The organism is Alteromonas sp. G4i35, from assembly GCF_054960375.1.
The window spans coordinates 1-17,855 of record NZ_JBHNZD010000018.1 but is presented as its reverse complement, the minus strand read 5'-3'; the positions used below and the strand labels follow the sequence as shown (position 1 = coordinate 17,855).

The 17,855-nt window shown below is 44.8% G+C and carries 19 protein-coding genes and 1 rRNA gene; 5 read left to right on the top strand and 15 right to left on the bottom strand.

Going from position 1 to position 17,855, the window contains the following annotated elements; genetic code table 11:
- Positions 1–145: 145 nt before the first annotated feature.
- Positions 146–1,456: a 3-deoxy-D-manno-octulosonic acid transferase gene (locus ACFI6L_RS12820; protein ID WP_252119626.1), complete on the bottom strand. Its 1,311-nt coding sequence runs from the start codon at positions 1,454–1,456 to the stop codon at positions 146–148.
- Between the two features lie 397 nt (positions 1,457–1,853).
- Between ACFI6L_RS12820 and ACFI6L_RS12815 the strand changes: the two genes are divergently transcribed.
- Entirely contained in the window at positions 1,854–2,963 is a 1,110-nt protein-coding gene (locus ACFI6L_RS12815; protein ID WP_338852870.1) for a glycosyltransferase family 4 protein, read from the top strand.
- An 86-nt stretch (positions 2,964–3,049) separates the two neighbouring features.
- Here ACFI6L_RS12815 and rpsQ read toward each other — a convergent pair whose 3' ends face one another.
- From rpsQ to rpsJ, 11 genes are read right to left on the bottom strand one after another with little or no spacing between them, the layout of a single operon-like run.
- Complete coding sequence (gene rpsQ, locus ACFI6L_RS12810; RefSeq protein WP_014975444.1) at positions 3,050–3,307, bottom strand: 30S ribosomal protein S17; 258 nt, start codon at positions 3,305–3,307, stop codon at positions 3,050–3,052.
- Positions 3,307–3,498, bottom strand: coding sequence for a 50S ribosomal protein L29 (rpmC, locus tag ACFI6L_RS12805; RefSeq protein WP_014947980.1), 192 nt, complete (start codon positions 3,496–3,498; stop codon positions 3,307–3,309). Before rpmC ends, rpsQ begins: the two co-directional genes overlap by 1 nt.
- Positions 3,498–3,908, bottom strand: coding sequence for a 50S ribosomal protein L16 (gene rplP / locus ACFI6L_RS12800; protein ID WP_014947979.1), 411 nt, complete (start codon positions 3,906–3,908; stop codon positions 3,498–3,500). Before rplP ends, rpmC begins: the two co-directional genes overlap by 1 nt.
- Positions 3,909–3,910: 2 nt before the next feature.
- Positions 3,911–4,615 carry a 30S ribosomal protein S3 gene (rpsC, locus tag ACFI6L_RS12795; RefSeq protein ID WP_014947978.1) on the bottom strand — a complete coding sequence of 235 codons (705 nt, stop codon included), beginning with the start codon at positions 4,613–4,615 and terminating at the stop codon, positions 3,911–3,913.
- A gap of 9 nt (positions 4,616–4,624) precedes the next feature.
- Positions 4,625–4,957 carry a 50S ribosomal protein L22 gene (gene rplV, locus ACFI6L_RS12790; protein WP_014947977.1) on the bottom strand — a complete coding sequence of 111 codons (333 nt, stop codon included), beginning with the start codon at positions 4,955–4,957 and terminating at the stop codon, positions 4,625–4,627.
- A gap of 11 nt (positions 4,958–4,968) precedes the next feature.
- Complete coding sequence (gene rpsS, locus ACFI6L_RS12785) at positions 4,969–5,244, bottom strand: 30S ribosomal protein S19 (protein WP_012516961.1); 276 nt, start codon at positions 5,242–5,244, stop codon at positions 4,969–4,971.
- A gap of 15 nt (positions 5,245–5,259) precedes the next feature.
- Positions 5,260–6,084, bottom strand: coding sequence for a 50S ribosomal protein L2 (rplB, locus tag ACFI6L_RS12780; protein ID WP_462574143.1), 825 nt, complete (start codon positions 6,082–6,084; stop codon positions 5,260–5,262).
- 14 nt (positions 6,085–6,098) lie between these two features.
- Positions 6,099–6,398 (bottom strand): 50S ribosomal protein L23, encoded by a 300-nt coding sequence (gene rplW, locus ACFI6L_RS12775; RefSeq protein ID WP_012516959.1) that lies wholly within the window; start codon positions 6,396–6,398, stop codon positions 6,099–6,101.
- The gene (gene rplD / locus ACFI6L_RS12770) at positions 6,395–7,000 is read right to left on the bottom strand and encodes a 50S ribosomal protein L4 (RefSeq protein WP_012516958.1); all 606 of its coding nucleotides are present in this window, start codon (positions 6,998–7,000) and stop codon (positions 6,395–6,397) included. Before rplD ends, rplW begins: the two co-directional genes overlap by 4 nt.
- Positions 7,001–7,018: 18 nt before the next feature.
- Entirely contained in the window at positions 7,019–7,657 is a 639-nt protein-coding gene (gene rplC / locus ACFI6L_RS12765) for a 50S ribosomal protein L3 (RefSeq protein ID WP_014947975.1), read from the bottom strand.
- Positions 7,658–7,675: 18 nt separating this feature from the next.
- A complete protein-coding gene (gene rpsJ, locus ACFI6L_RS12760) occupies positions 7,676–7,987 on the bottom strand; it encodes a 30S ribosomal protein S10 (RefSeq protein ID WP_010179497.1) in 312 nt (103 codons plus the stop codon).
- A 388-nt stretch (positions 7,988–8,375) separates the two neighbouring features.
- Between rpsJ and ACFI6L_RS12755 the strand changes: the two genes are divergently transcribed.
- Together ACFI6L_RS12755 and ACFI6L_RS12750 are read left to right on the top strand one after the other, a co-directional pair.
- Positions 8,376–10,634: a GspE/PulE family protein gene (locus tag ACFI6L_RS12755; RefSeq protein WP_375342102.1), complete on the top strand. Its 2,259-nt coding sequence runs from the start codon at positions 8,376–8,378 to the stop codon at positions 10,632–10,634.
- A gap of 109 nt (positions 10,635–10,743) precedes the next feature.
- A complete protein-coding gene (locus ACFI6L_RS12750; protein ID WP_014947973.1) occupies positions 10,744–11,238 on the top strand; it encodes an SEL1-like repeat protein in 495 nt (164 codons plus the stop codon).
- Positions 11,239–11,299: 61 nt separating this feature from the next.
- Here ACFI6L_RS12750 and acnA read toward each other — a convergent pair whose 3' ends face one another.
- Complete coding sequence (gene acnA, locus ACFI6L_RS12745) at positions 11,300–14,017, bottom strand: aconitate hydratase AcnA (RefSeq protein ID WP_462574142.1); 2,718 nt, start codon at positions 14,015–14,017, stop codon at positions 11,300–11,302.
- A 451-nt stretch (positions 14,018–14,468) separates the two neighbouring features.
- Here acnA and ACFI6L_RS12740 point away from each other — a divergent pair, with 451 nt between their 5' ends.
- Together ACFI6L_RS12740 and gpmA are read left to right on the top strand one after the other, a co-directional pair.
- On the top strand, positions 14,469–14,930 hold the full coding sequence (locus ACFI6L_RS12740) for a cupin domain-containing protein (protein ID WP_014947971.1): 462 nt from the start codon (positions 14,469–14,471) through the stop codon (positions 14,928–14,930).
- A gap of 177 nt (positions 14,931–15,107) precedes the next feature.
- Positions 15,108–15,854, top strand: a complete 747-nt coding sequence (gene gpmA, locus ACFI6L_RS12735; protein ID WP_014947970.1) for a 2,3-diphosphoglycerate-dependent phosphoglycerate mutase — start codon at positions 15,108–15,110, stop codon at positions 15,852–15,854.
- Positions 15,855–15,920: 66 nt separating this feature from the next.
- Here the strand turns inward: gpmA and ACFI6L_RS12730 are convergent, their stop codons facing one another.
- On the bottom strand, positions 15,921–16,922 hold the full coding sequence (locus tag ACFI6L_RS12730) for a branched-chain amino acid aminotransferase (protein WP_462574141.1): 1,002 nt from the start codon (positions 16,920–16,922) through the stop codon (positions 15,921–15,923).
- A 701-nt stretch (positions 16,923–17,623) separates the two neighbouring features.
- Positions 17,624–17,739: ribosomal RNA gene (gene rrf / locus ACFI6L_RS12725) — 5S ribosomal RNA — on the bottom strand.
- Between the last annotated feature and the right edge of the window lie 116 nt (positions 17,740–17,855).

Genomic DNA, 17,855 nt, shown 5'->3' with positions numbered 1-17,855 from the left:
GTATAATCAAATAGATAGCTAAAAACCAAGTCCCTATTCATTATCTTTTAGCTGTCACAGCGCCTAATTTGGTGCATCAGACGCACAAATGCGGGGTTCCTTTTTTGTTCAATAACAACGAGTTGCTGTTTTTGACTGACGGCATTTAACGAATACTGCGATGTATACACGCTAAAGTAGAATCTAACGCGCCGCTGTTATCCTGTAGTACCTTTTTACCGGCCATTCCCGCTTTTTCAGCTTTACTGGGTGATTCAAGCCATTCTTGCACCGTTGAAGAAACGCGAGAAGCATCTTCTACAATGCTTAATGCGCCACATTCTTTTAAATAGTCGCAGATAACAGGGTTATTATAGGTGTGTGGCCCCATCATTATTGGCAACGAGAATGCTGCCGGCTCAAGGGCATTATGGCCGCCTCTATCGGCAATAGAGCCGCCAACAAAGGCAAATGTTGCTACCGCATAAGCATGATTTAACTTACCCATTTCATCCAACAGGATAACGTTCGCATCATCTGGAACGTTATCCACCTCTGAACTTTTGACGAAGTTCAGATTATGCCTTTCAAGTAATTTTGCTACGGCTTCAAAACGCTCTGGATGGCGAGGGACAATAATCACCCGTAGTTGAGGGTTCTCGTCCCATAAAACCTTTGCAGATTCAACGATAACGCTCTCTTCAGGTTCGTGCGTGCTGCCTGCAACTAGTATTGGCCTTGCACCCTTAGCTAACCCAAGAAAATGTGCAGAAGAGCTCGCTGTATTTGCGGCTTGATCAAACTTAATATTATTCGTGAGGGTTAGCTTATCTTGCGCAACACCAAGCCATGCATAATTATCATAGTCTCTCTGCCCTTGAGCACATACGTGAGATAGCTTAGCCAACATAGGGTTAAATAGCTGTCCGATTTTTTTATAACGTTTAGCCGAGCGCTCAGTCATGCGAGCATTTATTACCATAACGGGAATATTGCGCTTCCAGCACACGTGAATTAGGTTTGGCCATAGTTCAACTTCTGTAATCAATACTGCTTTGGGCTTAATGCGTTTCAGCATTGAAGACATAGTCAGCGACAAATCATAAGGCAGATAGAAATGGTGAACGGTGTCTTTGAATATATCTCGAACGCGAGCAGAGCCTGTAGACGTGGTTGTAGTAACGGTTATTTGCGCGTCTGGCTCGTGTTGCATTATTCGCTTTATTACGCATGAAGCAGCCACGACTTCCCCCACTGAAACACAGTGAAACAAATAGCCATTCTGCTTGAGCGGCTTTGGGACTATACCAAAACGCTCAAATCTCCCTCGATGCGAGTCATCGCTTGCTTTCGTGGCTTTTATCAATAAATGAATAAATGCGAAGGGAATCGCAATCGCCAATACAAGCGAATATCCCCACCGGCAGAGCGTTTCAAGTAGAGTAGGTTTATAGCCACGTGTATTGGCAACAACCATAAATACATCCTTTTTGATACAGATACTTCGACGGCACGACTACAATTGATCGACTATCGATGTTGAATTATGCTTTTCAAATACGGTGTGCTGGGCACTGCGAAACACCCACTCCCAGCGGTAAGCAGGTAATTCTAGCTATCTAGTGCCGCAGTTCCCGATAGATTCTTTCGACATTGTAGTGGCTAAATAGCCCGCGTCTAGGGCAAAGCGACCCTATACGTAAGTAAATAGTGTATATGAGAAAGGCAATAATATATTGATCACTCGCTTTATGCGTATAGCGATGTTTAAACAGCAAGATGTAACCACAACCATATAAGAAAAGCCGCAAAAAAACGGTCTTAAATAAAAAAGCAGCGTATACAGAATATTAAATAAATTTTAAGGAAGGCATTTGAGTATACGCGTTCTTCACATTGAACTTGGCATACATCTTCACCGTGGCGCAGAACAAGTTGCATACCTCATCAATGCGTTAGAGCACCATGATGATATATCACTTCACTTGGTTTGCGCTGAAGACAGTGAGATTCGTCGTACGGCTTTTGGGCATTGTGAAACGCATACCATTAAGTATGCCGGTGAGTCAGACTTCCTATGTGTAAAGCGTTTACTGGAAGTCGTAAATGGGGTTAACCCAGATATTATTCATGTACACAGCGAACGGGGTTCGGATGTATGGGGTGCCATGCTCGCCAAAATTTCAGGTGTGCCTACGGTTTGCACAAGGCGAATAGATAACCCCGAAACTCACTTTTCATTTTATAAGTACAAACAATTCGATGCAGTTATCAGCGTATCTGAAGGTGTGAGGAAAGTGGTTTCACTACATTGTGAAGGCGTAGAGCATCAGCGCGTTATATATCCAGCAGTAGACTTAACAGAGTATTCCCAACCCAAAGATAGCGGTTGGCTGCGACGTACATTCTCTATTCCTGAAGACCATATCGTCATTGCAAATTTCGCTCAGTACATATCTCAAAAAGGGCAAGCGGATATCATTTTGGCTATGCACGATGTATTGAACAAGCATGAAAATGTAACCTGTTTATTGTTTGGCGAGGGAAATCTAAAAGAGAGCTATCAATCACTTATAGAACGCCATAAGCTAGACGAGCATGTGAAGCTTTGCGGTTTTACTAAAGAGGTAGCCAAAATACTCCCTAATGTAGATATTCTGGTTCATCCTTCCTATTCAGAGGGTTTAGGCGATATTTTACTTCAGGCAGGTGCTAATAAATGTGCAGTGTTATCTAGTCCTGTAGGGGGAATACCCGAAGTTATCAAGCATAAGGAAACAGGTGTAATGGTAGCGCCGGGAGATATTGACGGAATTGGGGAGAGCTTAATTAGTCTAATTGAAGCCCCTGATGAAAGAGCACAATATGGAGAGGCTTTGTATAAGCTTGTCACAAGTAAATTTGGTATAGAAAGGATGTCCAGTGCCTACGCAAATTTATACAAGACGCTAGTCTTCAACGGCGCTGATAAGGAACACGCTTGAGCCTATGAAAGTATATGTAAAAAACTGCAGACACAAAAAAAGCCGCTCGAAAGCGGCTTTTTTAAGACTTTGAAAAAAGTTAGCGATTAAACGCCAGCTTTCTCAACAACGTCAACTAGCATCCAAGATTTGCTCTTAGATAGTGGGCGACATTCACGTACTGTTACTACGTCACCTTTATTGCATACGTTGTTTTCGTCGTGGGCGTGAAGCTTAGTAGAGCGCTTGATGAACTTCCCGTAGATTGGGTGCTTAACAAAACGTTCAACTACAACAGTGATAGACTTATCCATCTTGTTGCTAACCACACGACCTTGTACTGTACGAATTTTTTGCTCAGTCATTACGCATCAGCCTTTTGAGTCAGAATGGTTTTAACACGCGCGATGTTACGACGTACTTTTCTCAACTGATCAGTTTTTTCAAGCTGACCTGTTGTGTGCTGCATGCGTAGGTTGAACTGTTCGCGTAGCAGGTTAATCAACTCTGCGTTCAGCTCTTCTACGCTCTTTTCTTTCAGTTCAGTCGCTTTCATTACATCACCGTCCGAGTTACAAAGGTTGTTTTAAATGGCAGTTTAGCCGCTGCCAATTCAAACGCTTCGCGTGCAAGATTTTCAGGAACACCTTCCATCTCGTATAGCACACGACCAGGCTGAATTTGGCATACCCAGTACTCAACGTTACCTTTACCTTTACCTTGACGCACTTCTAGAGGCTTCTCAGTAATTGGCTTGTCAGGGAAAACTCGAATCCAAATTTTACCTTGACGCTTAACGTGACGAGTCATAGCACGACGCGCTGCTTCGATTTGGCGCGCAGTCATTCGACCACGACCAACTGCTTTAAGGCCGTAAGTACCAAAGGCAACAGTATTACCCGCTGCTAAGCCGCGGTTGCGACCTTTGTGCATCTTACGGAACTTCATGCGTTTTGGTTGTAACATGATTAGCCCTCTCGCTTAGCGTTGCGGCCTTTCTTCTTAGGTTGAGCAGCTGGTGCTTGCTCTTGAGTTGTAGGTAGACCACCTAGAACTTCACCTTTGAAGATCCATACTTTAACGCCGATGATACCGTAAGTAGTTGACGCTTCAGAGGTTGCGTAATCGATATCCGCACGGAAAGTGTGCAGAGGAACGCGACCTTCACGGTACCATTCAGAACGTGCAATCTCTGCTCCGCCCAAACGGCCGCTAACTTCAACTTTGATACCTTTCGCGCCTAGACGCATTGCGTTTTGTACTGCGCGCTTCATAGCACGACGGAACATAACACGACGCTCTAGCTGGCTAGAGATGCTGTCAGCTACTAGCTGGCCATCTAGCTCTGGCTTACGTACTTCAGCGATGTTGATCTGAGCTGGCACGCCGGCTAGCTTAGATACGTAGTTACGCAACTTCTCTACGTCTTCACCTTTCTTACCGATTACAACGCCTGGACGAGCAGTGTGAATAGTCACACGGATGCTCTTAGCAGGACGCTCGATCACGATTTTAGAAAGTGAAGCGTTCTTTAGTTGCTTAGTCAGATACTGACGTACCTGATGATCGTTATACAGGTTGTCTGCATAGTCTGCAGTATTAGCGTACCAGGTAGAAGTCCATGGTTTGCTGATACCCAGGCGTATACCTGTAGGATGTACCTTCTGTCCCATTATCTACTCCTAGTTATCCGCTACAACCACAGTGATGTGACTGCTGCGCTTGAAGATACGATCAGCACGGCCTTTAGCACGTGGCTTGATACGTTTCATAGTTGGACCTTCGTCAACGAAAACTTTAGACACGCGTAACTCGTCGATGTCTGCGCCTTCGTTGTGCTCTGCGTTAGCAATCGCAGATTCCAATACTTTCTTTACTAGCGCTGCGCTTTTCTTCGGGCTGTACGCAAGAAGCTCTAGAGCTTTCTCAACGTGCATTCCGCGAATTTGATCCGCAACCAAGCGTGCCTTTTGAGCCGACGTGCGGGCAAAACGGTGTTTAGCTAATGCTTCCATCTTCCTACCCCTTAACGTTTAGCTTTCTTATCCGCGACATGGCCGCGGTAAGTACGCGTTGGCGCAAATTCGCCCAACTTGTGGCCGACCATTTCGTCACTAATAATGACAGGTACATGTTGGCGACCGTTATGGACCGCAATGGTCAACCCAATCATATCTGGGATGATCATAGAACGACGAGACCAAGTTTTGATTGGTTTACGTTCGTTCTTTTCCACTGCAGCCTCTACCTTCTTCAGCAAGTGAAGGTCAATAAAAGGACCTTTCTTGAGAGAACGTGGCATGGTGAATCCTCGCTATTACTTGTTTCGACGACGTACGATAAGCTTATCAGTACGCTTGTTGCTTCGGGTTTTCTTACCTTTGGTAGGAACACCCCAAGGAGTTACTGGGTGACGACCGCCTGATGTACGACCTTCACCACCACCGTGTGGGTGATCAACCGGGTTCATGGCAACACCACGAACGGTAGGACGAACACCACGCCAGCGTGTAGCACCAGCTTTACCTAGTGAACGAAGCATGTGCTCTGCATTGCCAACTTCACCGATAGTGGCGCGGCAATCAGATAGAACTTTACGCATTTCGCCAGAGCGTAGACGTAGGGTAACGTAGTTTCCGTCACGTGCTAGGATCTGAGCATAAGCACCAGCAGAACGTGCGATTTGCGCACCTTTGCCAGGCTTCATTTCAATTGCGTGTACAACAGTACCTACAGGGATGTTACGCATAGGTAGAGTGTTACCAGACTTGATCGGAGCGTCCGAACCAGACTGGATTGCATCACCTGCTTGTATACCCTTAGGAGCCAGAATGTAACGACGTTCACCGTCTGCGTACAATACTAGTGCAATGTTTGCAGAACGGTTTGGATCGTATTCTAAACGCTCAACTTTAGCTGGAATGCCGTCTTTGTTGCGTTTAAAGTCGATTACACGGTAGTGTTGCTTATGACCACCACCAATGTGACGAGTGGTAATACGACCATTGTTGTTACGACCGCCAGATTTGCTGTTCTTTTCAAGCAAAGGTGCGTACGGTGCACCTTTGTGCAGGTCAGGATTTACGACCTGAACAACGTGACGACGACCGGCAGAAGTTGGCTTAGCTTTCAATAATGGCATTTCTAATCCCCTTCTTACTCAGCACCACCGACAAAGTCGATGTCCTGACCTTCTTTAAGAACCACGTAGGCCTTTTTCCAGTCGCTGCGCTTACCGAAAGACATGCCGTGACGCTTGGTTTTACCCTTAACGTTCACAGTACGAACACCTTCAACTTCAACTTCAAACAGTTTTTCAACTGCAGCTTTGATTTCGGCTTTGTTCGCGTCTTTAGCTACTTTAAATACAACTGTGTTGTTCGCTTCAGCAGCCATTGTAGACTTTTCTGAAACGTGAGGTGCTACTAGCACCTTCAGTAGACGTTCTTCTTTCATGCTAACGCCTCCTCAAGTTGTTTAACCGCATCAGCAGTCATTAGCACTTTTTCAAATGCAATCAAGCTCACTGGGTCGATGCCTGCTACGTCACGTACGTCAACTTTGTACAAGTTGCGCGCCGCTAGGAACAAGTTCTCATCAACTTCAGGAGTAACGATTAGAACGTCATTTAGTTCATATTCGTTAAGTGCAGAAATAAGAGCTTTAGTCTTAGGTGCGTCAACACCGAACTTCTCTACAACAACCAAACGGTCTTGACGGATTAGTTCAGACAGGATGCTCTTGATCGCACCGCGATACATTTTCTTGTTAACTTTTTGGTCAAAGTCACGAGGCTTTGCTGCGAAAGCACGGCCACCGCCAACCCAAATTGGGCTACGGATTGTACCAGCACGAGCACGGCCAGTACCTTTTTGACGCCATGGCTTCTTACCGCCACCACGAACTTCAGCGCGAGTTTTCTGCGCTTTTGTACCCTGACGAGCACCTGCACCGTAAGCTACAACTACCTGGTGTACCAGGGCTTCGTTGAATTCACGTCCAAAGGTCGCTTCGGATACTTCAAGAGCGCTTTGCGCGTCTTTCAATGTTAATTCCATCAGTTCACTCCCCAGACGTTACGCTTTAACAGCTGGCTTTACGATTACATCGTTGCCAGTTGCGCCAGGTACGGCACCTTTAACTAGGATAAGGCCGTTCTCTACGTCAACACGTACAACTTCCAAAGACTGAGTAGTCACTTGCTTGTTACCAAGCTGACCAGCCATTTTCTTGCCTTTGAATACTTTACCTGGTGATTGGTTTTGACCAATTGAACCAGGAGCACGGTGTGACAAAGAGTTACCGTGTGTCATACGCTGAGAACTGAAGTTCCAGCGCTTGATAGCACCTTGGAAACCTTTACCTTTTGATGTACCAGTTACATCAATTTTCTTAGTGTCGTTAAAGATTTCAACAGTGATTTCACTGCCTACTTCAATATCGGCACCTTCGTTTTCTTCTAGGCGGAATTCTACTAGAGTGCGTCCAGCTTCAACACCAGCTTTAGCAAAGTGACCTGCTTCAGCTTTGTTGATGCGGTTAGCTTTCTTAGTTCCAGCAGTAACCTGAAGAGCGCGATAACCGTCAGTTTCCTCAGTACGAAGCTGAGTAACGCGGTTTGGGGTCGCTTCAATAACAGTCACAGGGATAGACGTACCATCTTCAGTGAAGATGCGAGTCATACCCACTTTACGACCGACTAGACCAATCGCCATTGTTATAACCCTCTCTTATTAGCCCAGGCTGATTTGAACATCAACGCCAGCAGCCAAGTCCAAACGCATCAACGCGTCAACTGTTTTATCAGTTGGCTCGATGATGTCTACCAAACGCTTGTGAGTACGGATTTCATATTGATCACGCGCGTCTTTGTTAACGTGCGGAGAAATCAGAACTGTATAGCGTTCTTTGCGAGTAGGTAGAGGAATAGGACCACTTACCTGAGCACCAGTGCGTTTCGCAGTTTCAACGATTTCAGCCGTAGACTGATCGATCAACTTGTGATCAAACGCTTTCAAACGAATGCGAATTCTTTGATTTGGCATCGATTAAGCTCCAATCGAAAGAACAAAAAAATTCACCCTTTCTCTTCCATTTATTCCGGAAAGAAAGGATGTGCGTAAACCGATGGTTCCCAATCGGAACCCTGTTCTTTTTTCTAGCACGCCAGCAACAGGCTAATCAGTGATGATGAATCCGTTACTTCGGCAACCACCCTAAAAGCAGTGAGGTCGCGGCTAAAAATTACGTGCCCTAATTGGACAGTGGGCGCGAATTATACAGAAAGGCAGAAGCAATGCAAGAGGCAGTTTGCTTTTTATACACATATTTTTACGCTATACCAGTGTATGTAACTGTCTATAAGTAGTATTGTTGCTTTCGTGGTATAGGTATATCTTGTTACCCTAGCTTAACAGGCACTTGTAACGCCAAATGCATAAAGGACTAGGCGCCAACATTATTAGTAGTGAGAATATGGAAGTAGTGAATAACCAGCAAACTTTTGCACAAATAAAACGCATTCTAAATAACCACTCCACGTTACTGGATGCATATGGTTTATTAGAGCCAATTATCCTCGGTTTGTTTGATGCCCAACGTATGAGTATTTTTCAACGTCGACGTCAGCATCAAGATTTGGTCGCGAGATTTAAAACGGGTAAAGAGACGCTGGAAATAAAAGTGCCAATTAGCCCAATGTCGATTGCTGGTTATGTTGCCCTATCACAAAAGGCTGTGGTTATTGACGACCCGTATAATCCTGCACTACTTCAAAGCATTCACCCTCGCCTGCGCTTCGCTGATAAGTTCGACAAAGACAATGACTTTAAAACCCAGAACATTTTATGCGTACCTATAATGAATGCGGGCGTGTTGATGGGTGTTATCCAAATCATCAACAAAGTCAGTGGTGGTTTTACTGAAGAAGATTTAAAGCTAGGCAATGCCCTTGCACTTATTCTTGGCGACAAGTTCAGATTTGAACTGGGCGGCACAAACAACCCTTTCGATCTACTAGTTCACAAAAGCTTATTAGACGAAGCTACATTAAACGATATTCAAAGTTCTACTCCAGACATTCGCGCTCTTATACAGCGTCTTGTATCGGAACACCGCATCTCTGAAGAAGAAATTGGCAACTCGCTTTCTATTCACTATCAGGTGCCTTTTATTCCTTATTTACCTGATAAGTATCACAGGTTCGAAAATGAAAGCCGTCTGAATGTTTCTTATTTAAAAAGAAACTATGTGGCTGTCATTGCCGATGCCCATGACAAGCCTATCGTGTTGATGGCTGAACCTAATAATGCGGCGCTACTTATGGAAATAGAGAGCGCCATGGGTATTGATAGCTACGAGATAGCTGTCAGCCTACCAAGCTTAATTCTTCAATATTTGGGGGAAAACAGCGGTGGCGGTGGCCCCGGCGAGATGAGTGATATTCTCGACGAGATTGGTACATCAACTGAAGATAACGACGACCAAGTCGATGAGCTGTCGGACGACGCCCCTGCTGTGGTGCGCTTAGTAAGCCGTATTCTGCACGATGCAAAAAGACTCAACGCGTCAGATATTCATATAGACCCAGAGAAAAATGCGCCCACTCGTGTACGTATGCGCGTGGACGGTGTGTGCCGCGACATGAACCAAGTGCCTAATTCGCACCACAGTGCGGTTATTGCACGCATAAAGATAATGTCGAATTTGAACATTGCCGAAAAACGCGTACCTCAGGATGGCAAACTCGCGTTTAGAATGAATGGTCAACTTGTTGAAGTTCGTGTTGCCACCATTCCTACGGTTGCCGGTGAAGGTGTAGTTATGCGTATTCTGGCATCTGGCGGTGCGATGCCTATTGATAAGATGAACTTGGCACCGAACAACCGTGCACGTTTAGAAGAAATGATTAAGAAGCCTCACGGCATTCTTCTCGTTGTTGGGCCAACGGGTTCAGGTAAAACCACCACGCTTCACGCTATATTGGGATATTTAAACACGCCTGAAAAGAAGATTTGGACCGCTGAGGACCCGGTGGAAATCACGCAACCCGGCCTACAACAGGTTCAAGTAAGCCCTAAGATTGGCTTCAACTTTGCTGCGGCCCTGCGCGCATTCTTACGTGCTGACCCTGACATTATTCTTATTGGTGAGATGCGTGATAAAGAAACCGCACATGCGGGGATTGAAGCCTCGTTAACCGGTCACTTAGTACTGTCTACACTGCATACCAACTCAGCCCCTGAAACGATTACCCGTTTACTTGATTTGGGTCTCGACCCTGTGAACTTCTCAGATGCCTGCGTGGGTATACTGGCTCAACGTCTTATTCGAACGCTATGTAGTAGCTGTAAAGAAAAGTACATCGCCACTGAAACCGATATGGCCTTTATTGAGCGCCAGTATGGTCATGCGCACATGGCGGAGCTGAATATTCAGACGCCACTAGAGCTTTACCGCGCTAAAGGCTGCGAAGAATGTGGAAACACGGGTTACAAAGGTAGAACAGGGGTACATGAACTACTAGGTATGACGCCAGAGCTTCGGTCAATGGTGTACAAAGAAGCCAGCGTCGCCGATATGAAGTCTCAGGCTGCTGCTGATGGCATGCGCACCCTCGTTCAAGACGCAATTTTCAAAGTGCTTAAAGGCGACACCGACCTTGCACAAGTCCAAATTATTGGTGGAGATTAATCACTCAACTCTTAAAATTTTTAGTAACGTAAAACAAATACTGTACTTTAAGACGGTTCACTATGAGTGTGAATTGCGTTATAAATTTATCAAAAAGAAGGGATACTACATGAAAAATCTATTAGCAATAGCTGCCGTTTTATCTTCAGTTGTACTTTCAGCCCCTACGTTGGCTCAGTCGCATACTAAGAATCATATTTGGAAATCCGAATATTTATCTACTTTAGAATTGGGCTTGCACGCCCTGAAGGCAGAGAAGTATGAAAAAGCACTGGAGAAGCTGACTGCTTCTGCAAAAATGGGAAATAAAGAAGGCCAATATTACCTCGCGCAAATGTATTTCCAAGGATGGGGGACGCCCGTTAATTATGAAGAAGGCTGGCTCTGGTTGAATGTTGCTATGGAACAAAAAACCGCTGAATGGAACCGTTCTTACCGACAGATAAAGAATGCTTTACCTGAAGACTACATCAATGCTTTAGAGCCTTATGTAGAAGAATATATCTCTCTTTACGGTGCACAAGCCCAAGATTTGAGATGTGAGACACGCGCTGCCATCGGCTCGAATATTAAAGAAGTAATCTGCGAAAAACGCTATTACTGACATCACATGGCATAGCGACTTCTCACTACAGAGAAGTCGCTAACCATTACCCTTATACGTGCTATTTCTTCAAGTATTCTCTTATCACGTAATGCAGAATGCCGCCGTTTTCAAAGTAAGTGAACTCGTTTGATGTATCAATTCTGATATCCATCGTAAACGTTGTTGTTTTTCCTTCATCCGACACGGCTTTAACTTCAACCTCAGTCTGCCCACGTTCAACAGCGTTAATAGAAAAAGACTCATTGCCTTTAAGCTCCAAAGAACTCGCGCTATCACCTGACTTAAATTGAAGTGGCAAAATCCCCATTCCAATCAGGTTAGAGCGGTGAATTCTCTCGTAGCTCTCGGCTAATACTGCTTTCACCCCCATCAAAGAAGGGCCTTTAGCAGCCCAATCTCGACTCGAGCCAGTACCGTACTCTTTTCCACCAATAACAATGGCTGGTACGCCGTCATCTTTGTAACGCATAGCAGCATGGAAAATAGACATACCATCGCCACTTGGGAAGTGTGTGGTAGCACTGCCTCTTGTGCCGGGTGCTAATTGGTTTTGAAGACGCACGTTAGCAAACGTACCTCTCATCATAACCTCGTGGTTACCACGACGCGATCCATAAGAGTTAAAGTCTTTAGGCTCAACCCCTTGAGCCTGCAGGTACTCTCCGGCTGGGCTGTCTTCTGCGATGGCGCCGGCTGGAGAAATATGGTCGGTAGTAATCGAATCGCCCACCTTAACCAAACATCGTGCATTTTCAATTGCAGTTAGAGCCTCTGGCTCCTTACCCATTACTTCAAAGAAAGGCGGATGCTTAATGTAGGTTGATTCTGGCCAGTCGTAGACCGATGTTTTACTTACCTGCAGTTCATTCCATTCACCGCTTCCTTTAAATACATCTGCATACTTTTCTTTAAACAAATCACCGGTGACGTTTTCCGCTATGTATTGCTGAATTTCGTCTTCGGTAGGCCAGATGTCTTTTAAATATACCGGAGAACCATCACTCGCCTTACCTAACGGCTCTTTAGTGATATCTACATTCATGTTTCCAGCCAACGCGTATGCAACAACCAGTGGTGGTGATGCAAGGTAGTTTGCAGCCACATCAGGGTGGATACGCCCTTCAAAGTTGCGGTTACCAGATAAAACTGAGGTAACCGTAAGTTTCGCTTTTCTAATGGCGTCGGTAATGGCATCAGGTAGCGGTCCAGAGTTACCAATACAGGTTGTACAGCCGTAGCCAACCAAGTTAAAGCCTAGTGCTTCAAGTGGGTCCATAAGACCTGCATCTTCTAGATACTGAGTAACAACCTGAGAACCAGGTGCTAATGAAGTCTTAACCCACGACTTACGAGTTAGCCCTTTTTCTGCTGCTTTCTTCGCAAGTAAGCCTGCGCCAACAAGTACTGATGGATTTGACGTATTAGTACAGCTGGTGATAGCAGCTATTACAATAGCGCCATCTTCAAGGTTGAACTTGCTTCCTCTGAACTCCACGAACGAGTCGTGTTCTTCGTCCACCTCGTCTGTTGTACCTAACCCCGCTTCTGCGATGAGATCGGTTTCTTCATCAAGTACTTTCACGTCAATTTGCGAACGATGCCACTCTCTAAATGCCTCTGCTGCATTATCGAGGGCAATTCTATCTTGAGGACGCTTAGGTCCAGCAAGTGAAGGAACCACTTCATCTAAGTTAAGTTCCAGGGTCTCATGATACTGGGCATCTTTTGAGTGGTCGTCGTGCCATAGGTGGCTGAATTTCGCATATTCCTCTACAAGGGCAATTTGATCTTCGTCTCGGCCGGTGAGTCGCAGGTAATCTAGCGCAACATCATCAATAGGGAAAATACCGCAAGTAGCACCATATTCAGGCGCCATGTTTGCGATGGTGGCACGGTCTGCCGTAGTAAGATGCTTAAGACCCGGTCCATAGAATTCTACAAACTTTCCAACAACGCCATGTTCACGTAGTTGTTGTGTGATAGTTAGCACCATGTCGGTGGCAGTTACGCCAGCAGGCAACTTACCTGAAAGCCTGAAGCCAACCACTTTTGGTAATAACATTGTTACTGGTTGACCCAGCATCGCCGCTTCTGCTTCAATGCCTCCCACACCCCAGCCTAGTACGCCAAGGCCATTAATCATAGTGGTATGCGAATCTGTTCCTACTAGGGTATCTGGGTAAACCAACGTTTCCCCATCCTGTTCCTTAGTAAACGCGCAACGAGCAAGATACTCTAGGTTAACCTGATGCACGATACCGCGACCAGGGGGAACCACTTTGAAATTGTCAAAGCTAGACTGACCCCATTTTAGAAATTGATAACGCTCTCTATTTCGCTGAATTTCAATGTCGGTATTCTTTTCAAGCGCATCGTCTTCAGCAAAATGATCTACCATTACTGAGTGGTCAATAACCAGCTCTACTGGATTGAGGGGATTAATCGCCTGAGCGTCGCCACCTAAACGATTAACCGCATCGCGCATGGCTGCTAAATCAACAATAGCAGGCACACCCGTAAAATCTTGGAGGATGACGCGTGCGGGAACAAAAGACACTTCGTGATCAACGTGATTATCTGTGTCCCACTTTGCTACTTGCTCAATATCGTTGCTGTTAACAAACTCTTGGTCTTCATGACGAATCAGGTTTTCCAAAAGAATTTTGATACAAAACGGAAGCCTGTCGAGCGCATGTTTACTGCCTATACCGTCAAAATTAACCGCCTTGAAGTTTTTGCCGTTAACTTCAAGCTGCGAAAAAGACTTATATGTCATACGCTCACCATCCTTCTTTGCCTGTTCGTGAATATTGTGTACGTTTCAATTTTGCCAACGCTAGAAACGAGCAACGTGTTTTTCGTCGCCTTATTTTCCAATTTGTACGGCCTAAACATGAAAAAAAGTTCACCTACTATTAGTAATGGCATCGCTTTTTTAGCTATTTCTCATTATTGGTTTAAACAGATGGATTATGAAGAAGCGCTATAACAGCTGGAAAAAAGCTGACTAGGGCAGATAGCGCTTATTGGTAAGAAAACTTCGCATATGCACAGTGTACTTGCTGATTAAGATGGTTTACAAATATGCAACATTTCTGTTTTCTTATAACGCACCAAACGGTATGCTTAAAAGAAGGTTAAACATTAAATGTCTTAATACATGCTTAGGAAAGCTTTGAGATATACAAGCATTAGTAGTAAGCAATAAAAATAATAACGAAGTTATCATGACACACCCGCTAGTTAAGAAGTACAACCTTGCACCTCACCCCGAGGGAGGTTTCTATCGTCAAGTTTTCCGTTCTGAAAACGAAACTAAATCGTTTGTGCACAATGCTAGTCGTCCCGCGCTTACTCATATTTATTTTCTTCTATTAAAGGGACAAGTTAGTCGTTTTCATCGCGTGTTACATGATGAAGTGTGGAATCACTACGAAGGGGCTCCACTACAACTGTTTCAACTTGAAAAACAACAGTTGTGGGAACGTCGCATTGGTGGGCAAAGCACGGACTATGTTGAAGTTGTTAAAGCAGGGAATTTTCAGGCAGCCGCAACTATGGGTGATTACTCACTTGTTGGTTGTACAGTAGCACCTGGCTTCGACTTCGAAGACTTTAGCTTTATTGAAGAGCCATCAATGCAAGAGTGGATAAAAGTCGCTCATCCAGACCTTACCCGTTTTATATAATTATTCCCAAGTTATAGTGATAAACACACGTCTTACCTGCGATTTTGTACCAGCATAAACTGGATTTTTAAGCGCCAATCAAGGATGATAACAGCAGATTTTTAAATATACGTCTGAACGTCCAATTTCTGGAATTATCTCAGACTATTTCACTCTAACGCCGCAGGTAACCCAACTATGTATAAATTGGTACTTATTCGTCATGGAGAAAGTCAGTGGAACTTGGAAAACCGTTTCACAGGCTGGCACGACGTTGACTTGACCGACACTGGTGTAGCACAAGCAAAGACCGCAGGTCAGCTTCTTAAAGATGCTGGATTTACATTTGATCAGGCTTATACGTCTGTACTTCTTCGCGCAATTAAAACACTTAATATTGCACTTGAAGAGATGGGTCAGCACTACCTTCCAGTTGAGCGTCACTGGCGTCTGAACGAGCGTCACTACGGTGCGTTAACAGGTCTAGACAAAGCAGAGACTGCCGCTAAGCATGGTGAAGAACAGGTTAAAATCTGGCGTCGTAGCTTCGACATCCCACCTCCGGCCGTTGAAGATGATAGCGAGCACTTCCCAGGTCACGATCCGCGTTACAACAATGTAGATGCTGATATCTTGCCACGTGGTGAAAGTCTAAAACTAACTATCGAACGTGTACTACCATACTGGCACGACGTTATTCGTCCAGACATCCAAGCAGGCAAACGCGTAATTATTGCTGCGCACGGCAACAGTCTTCGTGCTCTTGTTAAGTACCTTGATGGTATGTCAGACGAAGAAGTGTTGGGTCTAAACATTCCTACAGGTGTGCCGCTAGTATACGAACTAGATGAAAACCTTAAGCCAATCTCTAAAGAATATCTTGGCGATGCTGACGCTATCAAAGCAATGATGGATGCAGTCGCTAAGCAAGGCAAAGCGAAGTAATCGAGTGCCTTTTTAGAAACGAAAAAGCCTGCGTTCGCAGGCTTTTTTAATGGGTGTCTGATTAGACTAGTTCGGCACTTTCACCAACCAATTGTGAGTGTCTTCGGCCTTACCCCATTGGATATCATTTAACGCTTGTCTTAGCTTCATCGTTACAGGGCCAGCTTCACCGTTACCCACCTGATACTCTTTATCATTGTGAATAAAAGTACCTACCGGCGTAAGTACAGCCGCTGTACCAGACAGTGCTGCTTCAGTGTTCGGTTTAGCTGAACGCTCTAGTAGTTCGTCTACAGTAATATCACGCTCGCTCACTTTCATGCCGTGGTCTTTGGCAATTTGGAGAATCGTTGCTCGGGTCACACCGTGTAGGAAGCTAGAATCTAACCCTTTAGTAATGATTTCATCACCATCGATAAGCAGGAAGTTAGCAGCTCCGGTTTCTTGTACATCGCCATTAGGGCAAAACAGAATTTGATCAGCATGAACTTCTGCACGCGCTTTAAGAATAGGAGGCAACGCACTGGCGTAGTTACCACCGCTTTTTACCATTCCCATGTGCGGTGCACAGCGCATGCCTGTTTCGTCAAGCAACAAGCGAAGTGGCTTCAAACCGCCGGCAAAGTAATCGCCAACCGGCGATAATAGAACGTATAGCATTGAACTTGCTGATGGTGCTGCCGCTTTACCGATAGACGCTTCTGTGCCGATATGCGTAGGGCGGATATACATAGAACCTGGAGGCTCTGGAACCTCGGAGGCGTATTTTGCAACAATATCGATGATCATCTTTTCGACTTGCGCTTTGTCTATTTCAGGCAAGTTAAGTAGACGGCTACTTTGAGCAAAGCGCTCAATATTCTTATCCATTCTGAAAATGTTGATACTGCCATCTTCGTGCTTAAATGCTTTCAATCCTTCAAAGCATGTACTTGAGTAATGAAGCACGTGTGCACCAGGGTGCAGCTGAATACTATCTGCACTGACAAATTCGGTGTCAGTCCACTTATCGTTGACAAAGGTAGCAAGTGCCATTTGTGGCATGAATACTGTACCGAATACGGCCATTAGTTCGTCCTATTTACTTCGACTAGAAAAATACTCGACAGAGTTTACCAAAAAACGCTCACTTTGCTAAAAGTAAGTCAGATCTATTAAGGCTTTTATCGAATAAGAATGTCTACAAATACTGACAACACAAAAATAATGGGGTCAGAGTACTTTTTAAAAGATAACGCTTTAAAGTACACTGACCCTACATTCGTATTTCTAACGCTTGCACCTAAGCTACAGTCTTTACCTATCTATCGTATTTTCAAACTGCCTGATACATGCCCTAGAGAGTTAAAGAGCTCGGATTATTTAGTTAGCCCACAATAATGGGGTCAGAGTACATTTCTTTTTTAACGAGAGTGAGAGCCAAAAAGTACTCTGACCCCTTTACTCCTGAGTGAAAAGACTGAAGGTCTGTATCGGAGTTTGTGCGCCATAAACTATTCGATAAATGAAACTTTCACAGTAACTAGAAGTAGGTAAAAAGAGCAGTCGCAGAGAAACACACTTTAATAATGGGGTCAGAGTACATTTCACTGATTTAGCGGCACTGGGGGGGTAAGGGAATGACTATGTTCTGATGTTTAAAGTAATAAAGTACTCTGACCCCAATTTGAGGTTTTGCTGGGGGAAGTGGGGATTAATGTACTCTGACCCCATTTTTTCTTTCTTCCAAACGCAAAAAACCCGCCGTTAGGCGGGTTTCTTTTAATAGGACCTGGCAGTGTCCTACTCTCACATGGGGAAACCCCACACTACCATCGGCGCTAATACGTTTCACTTCTGAGTTCGGAATGGAGTCAGGTGGTACCGTATCGCTATGGCTGCCAGGAAAAACGGGTAACAATCTAGAAAACTGGATATCAATTCAATCAGTGAGTAACTACTTTTCACTCTACTTGCGGCTCATTTTTCAGAGCTTAGCTTGTCTACAACACTCAGAAGTCT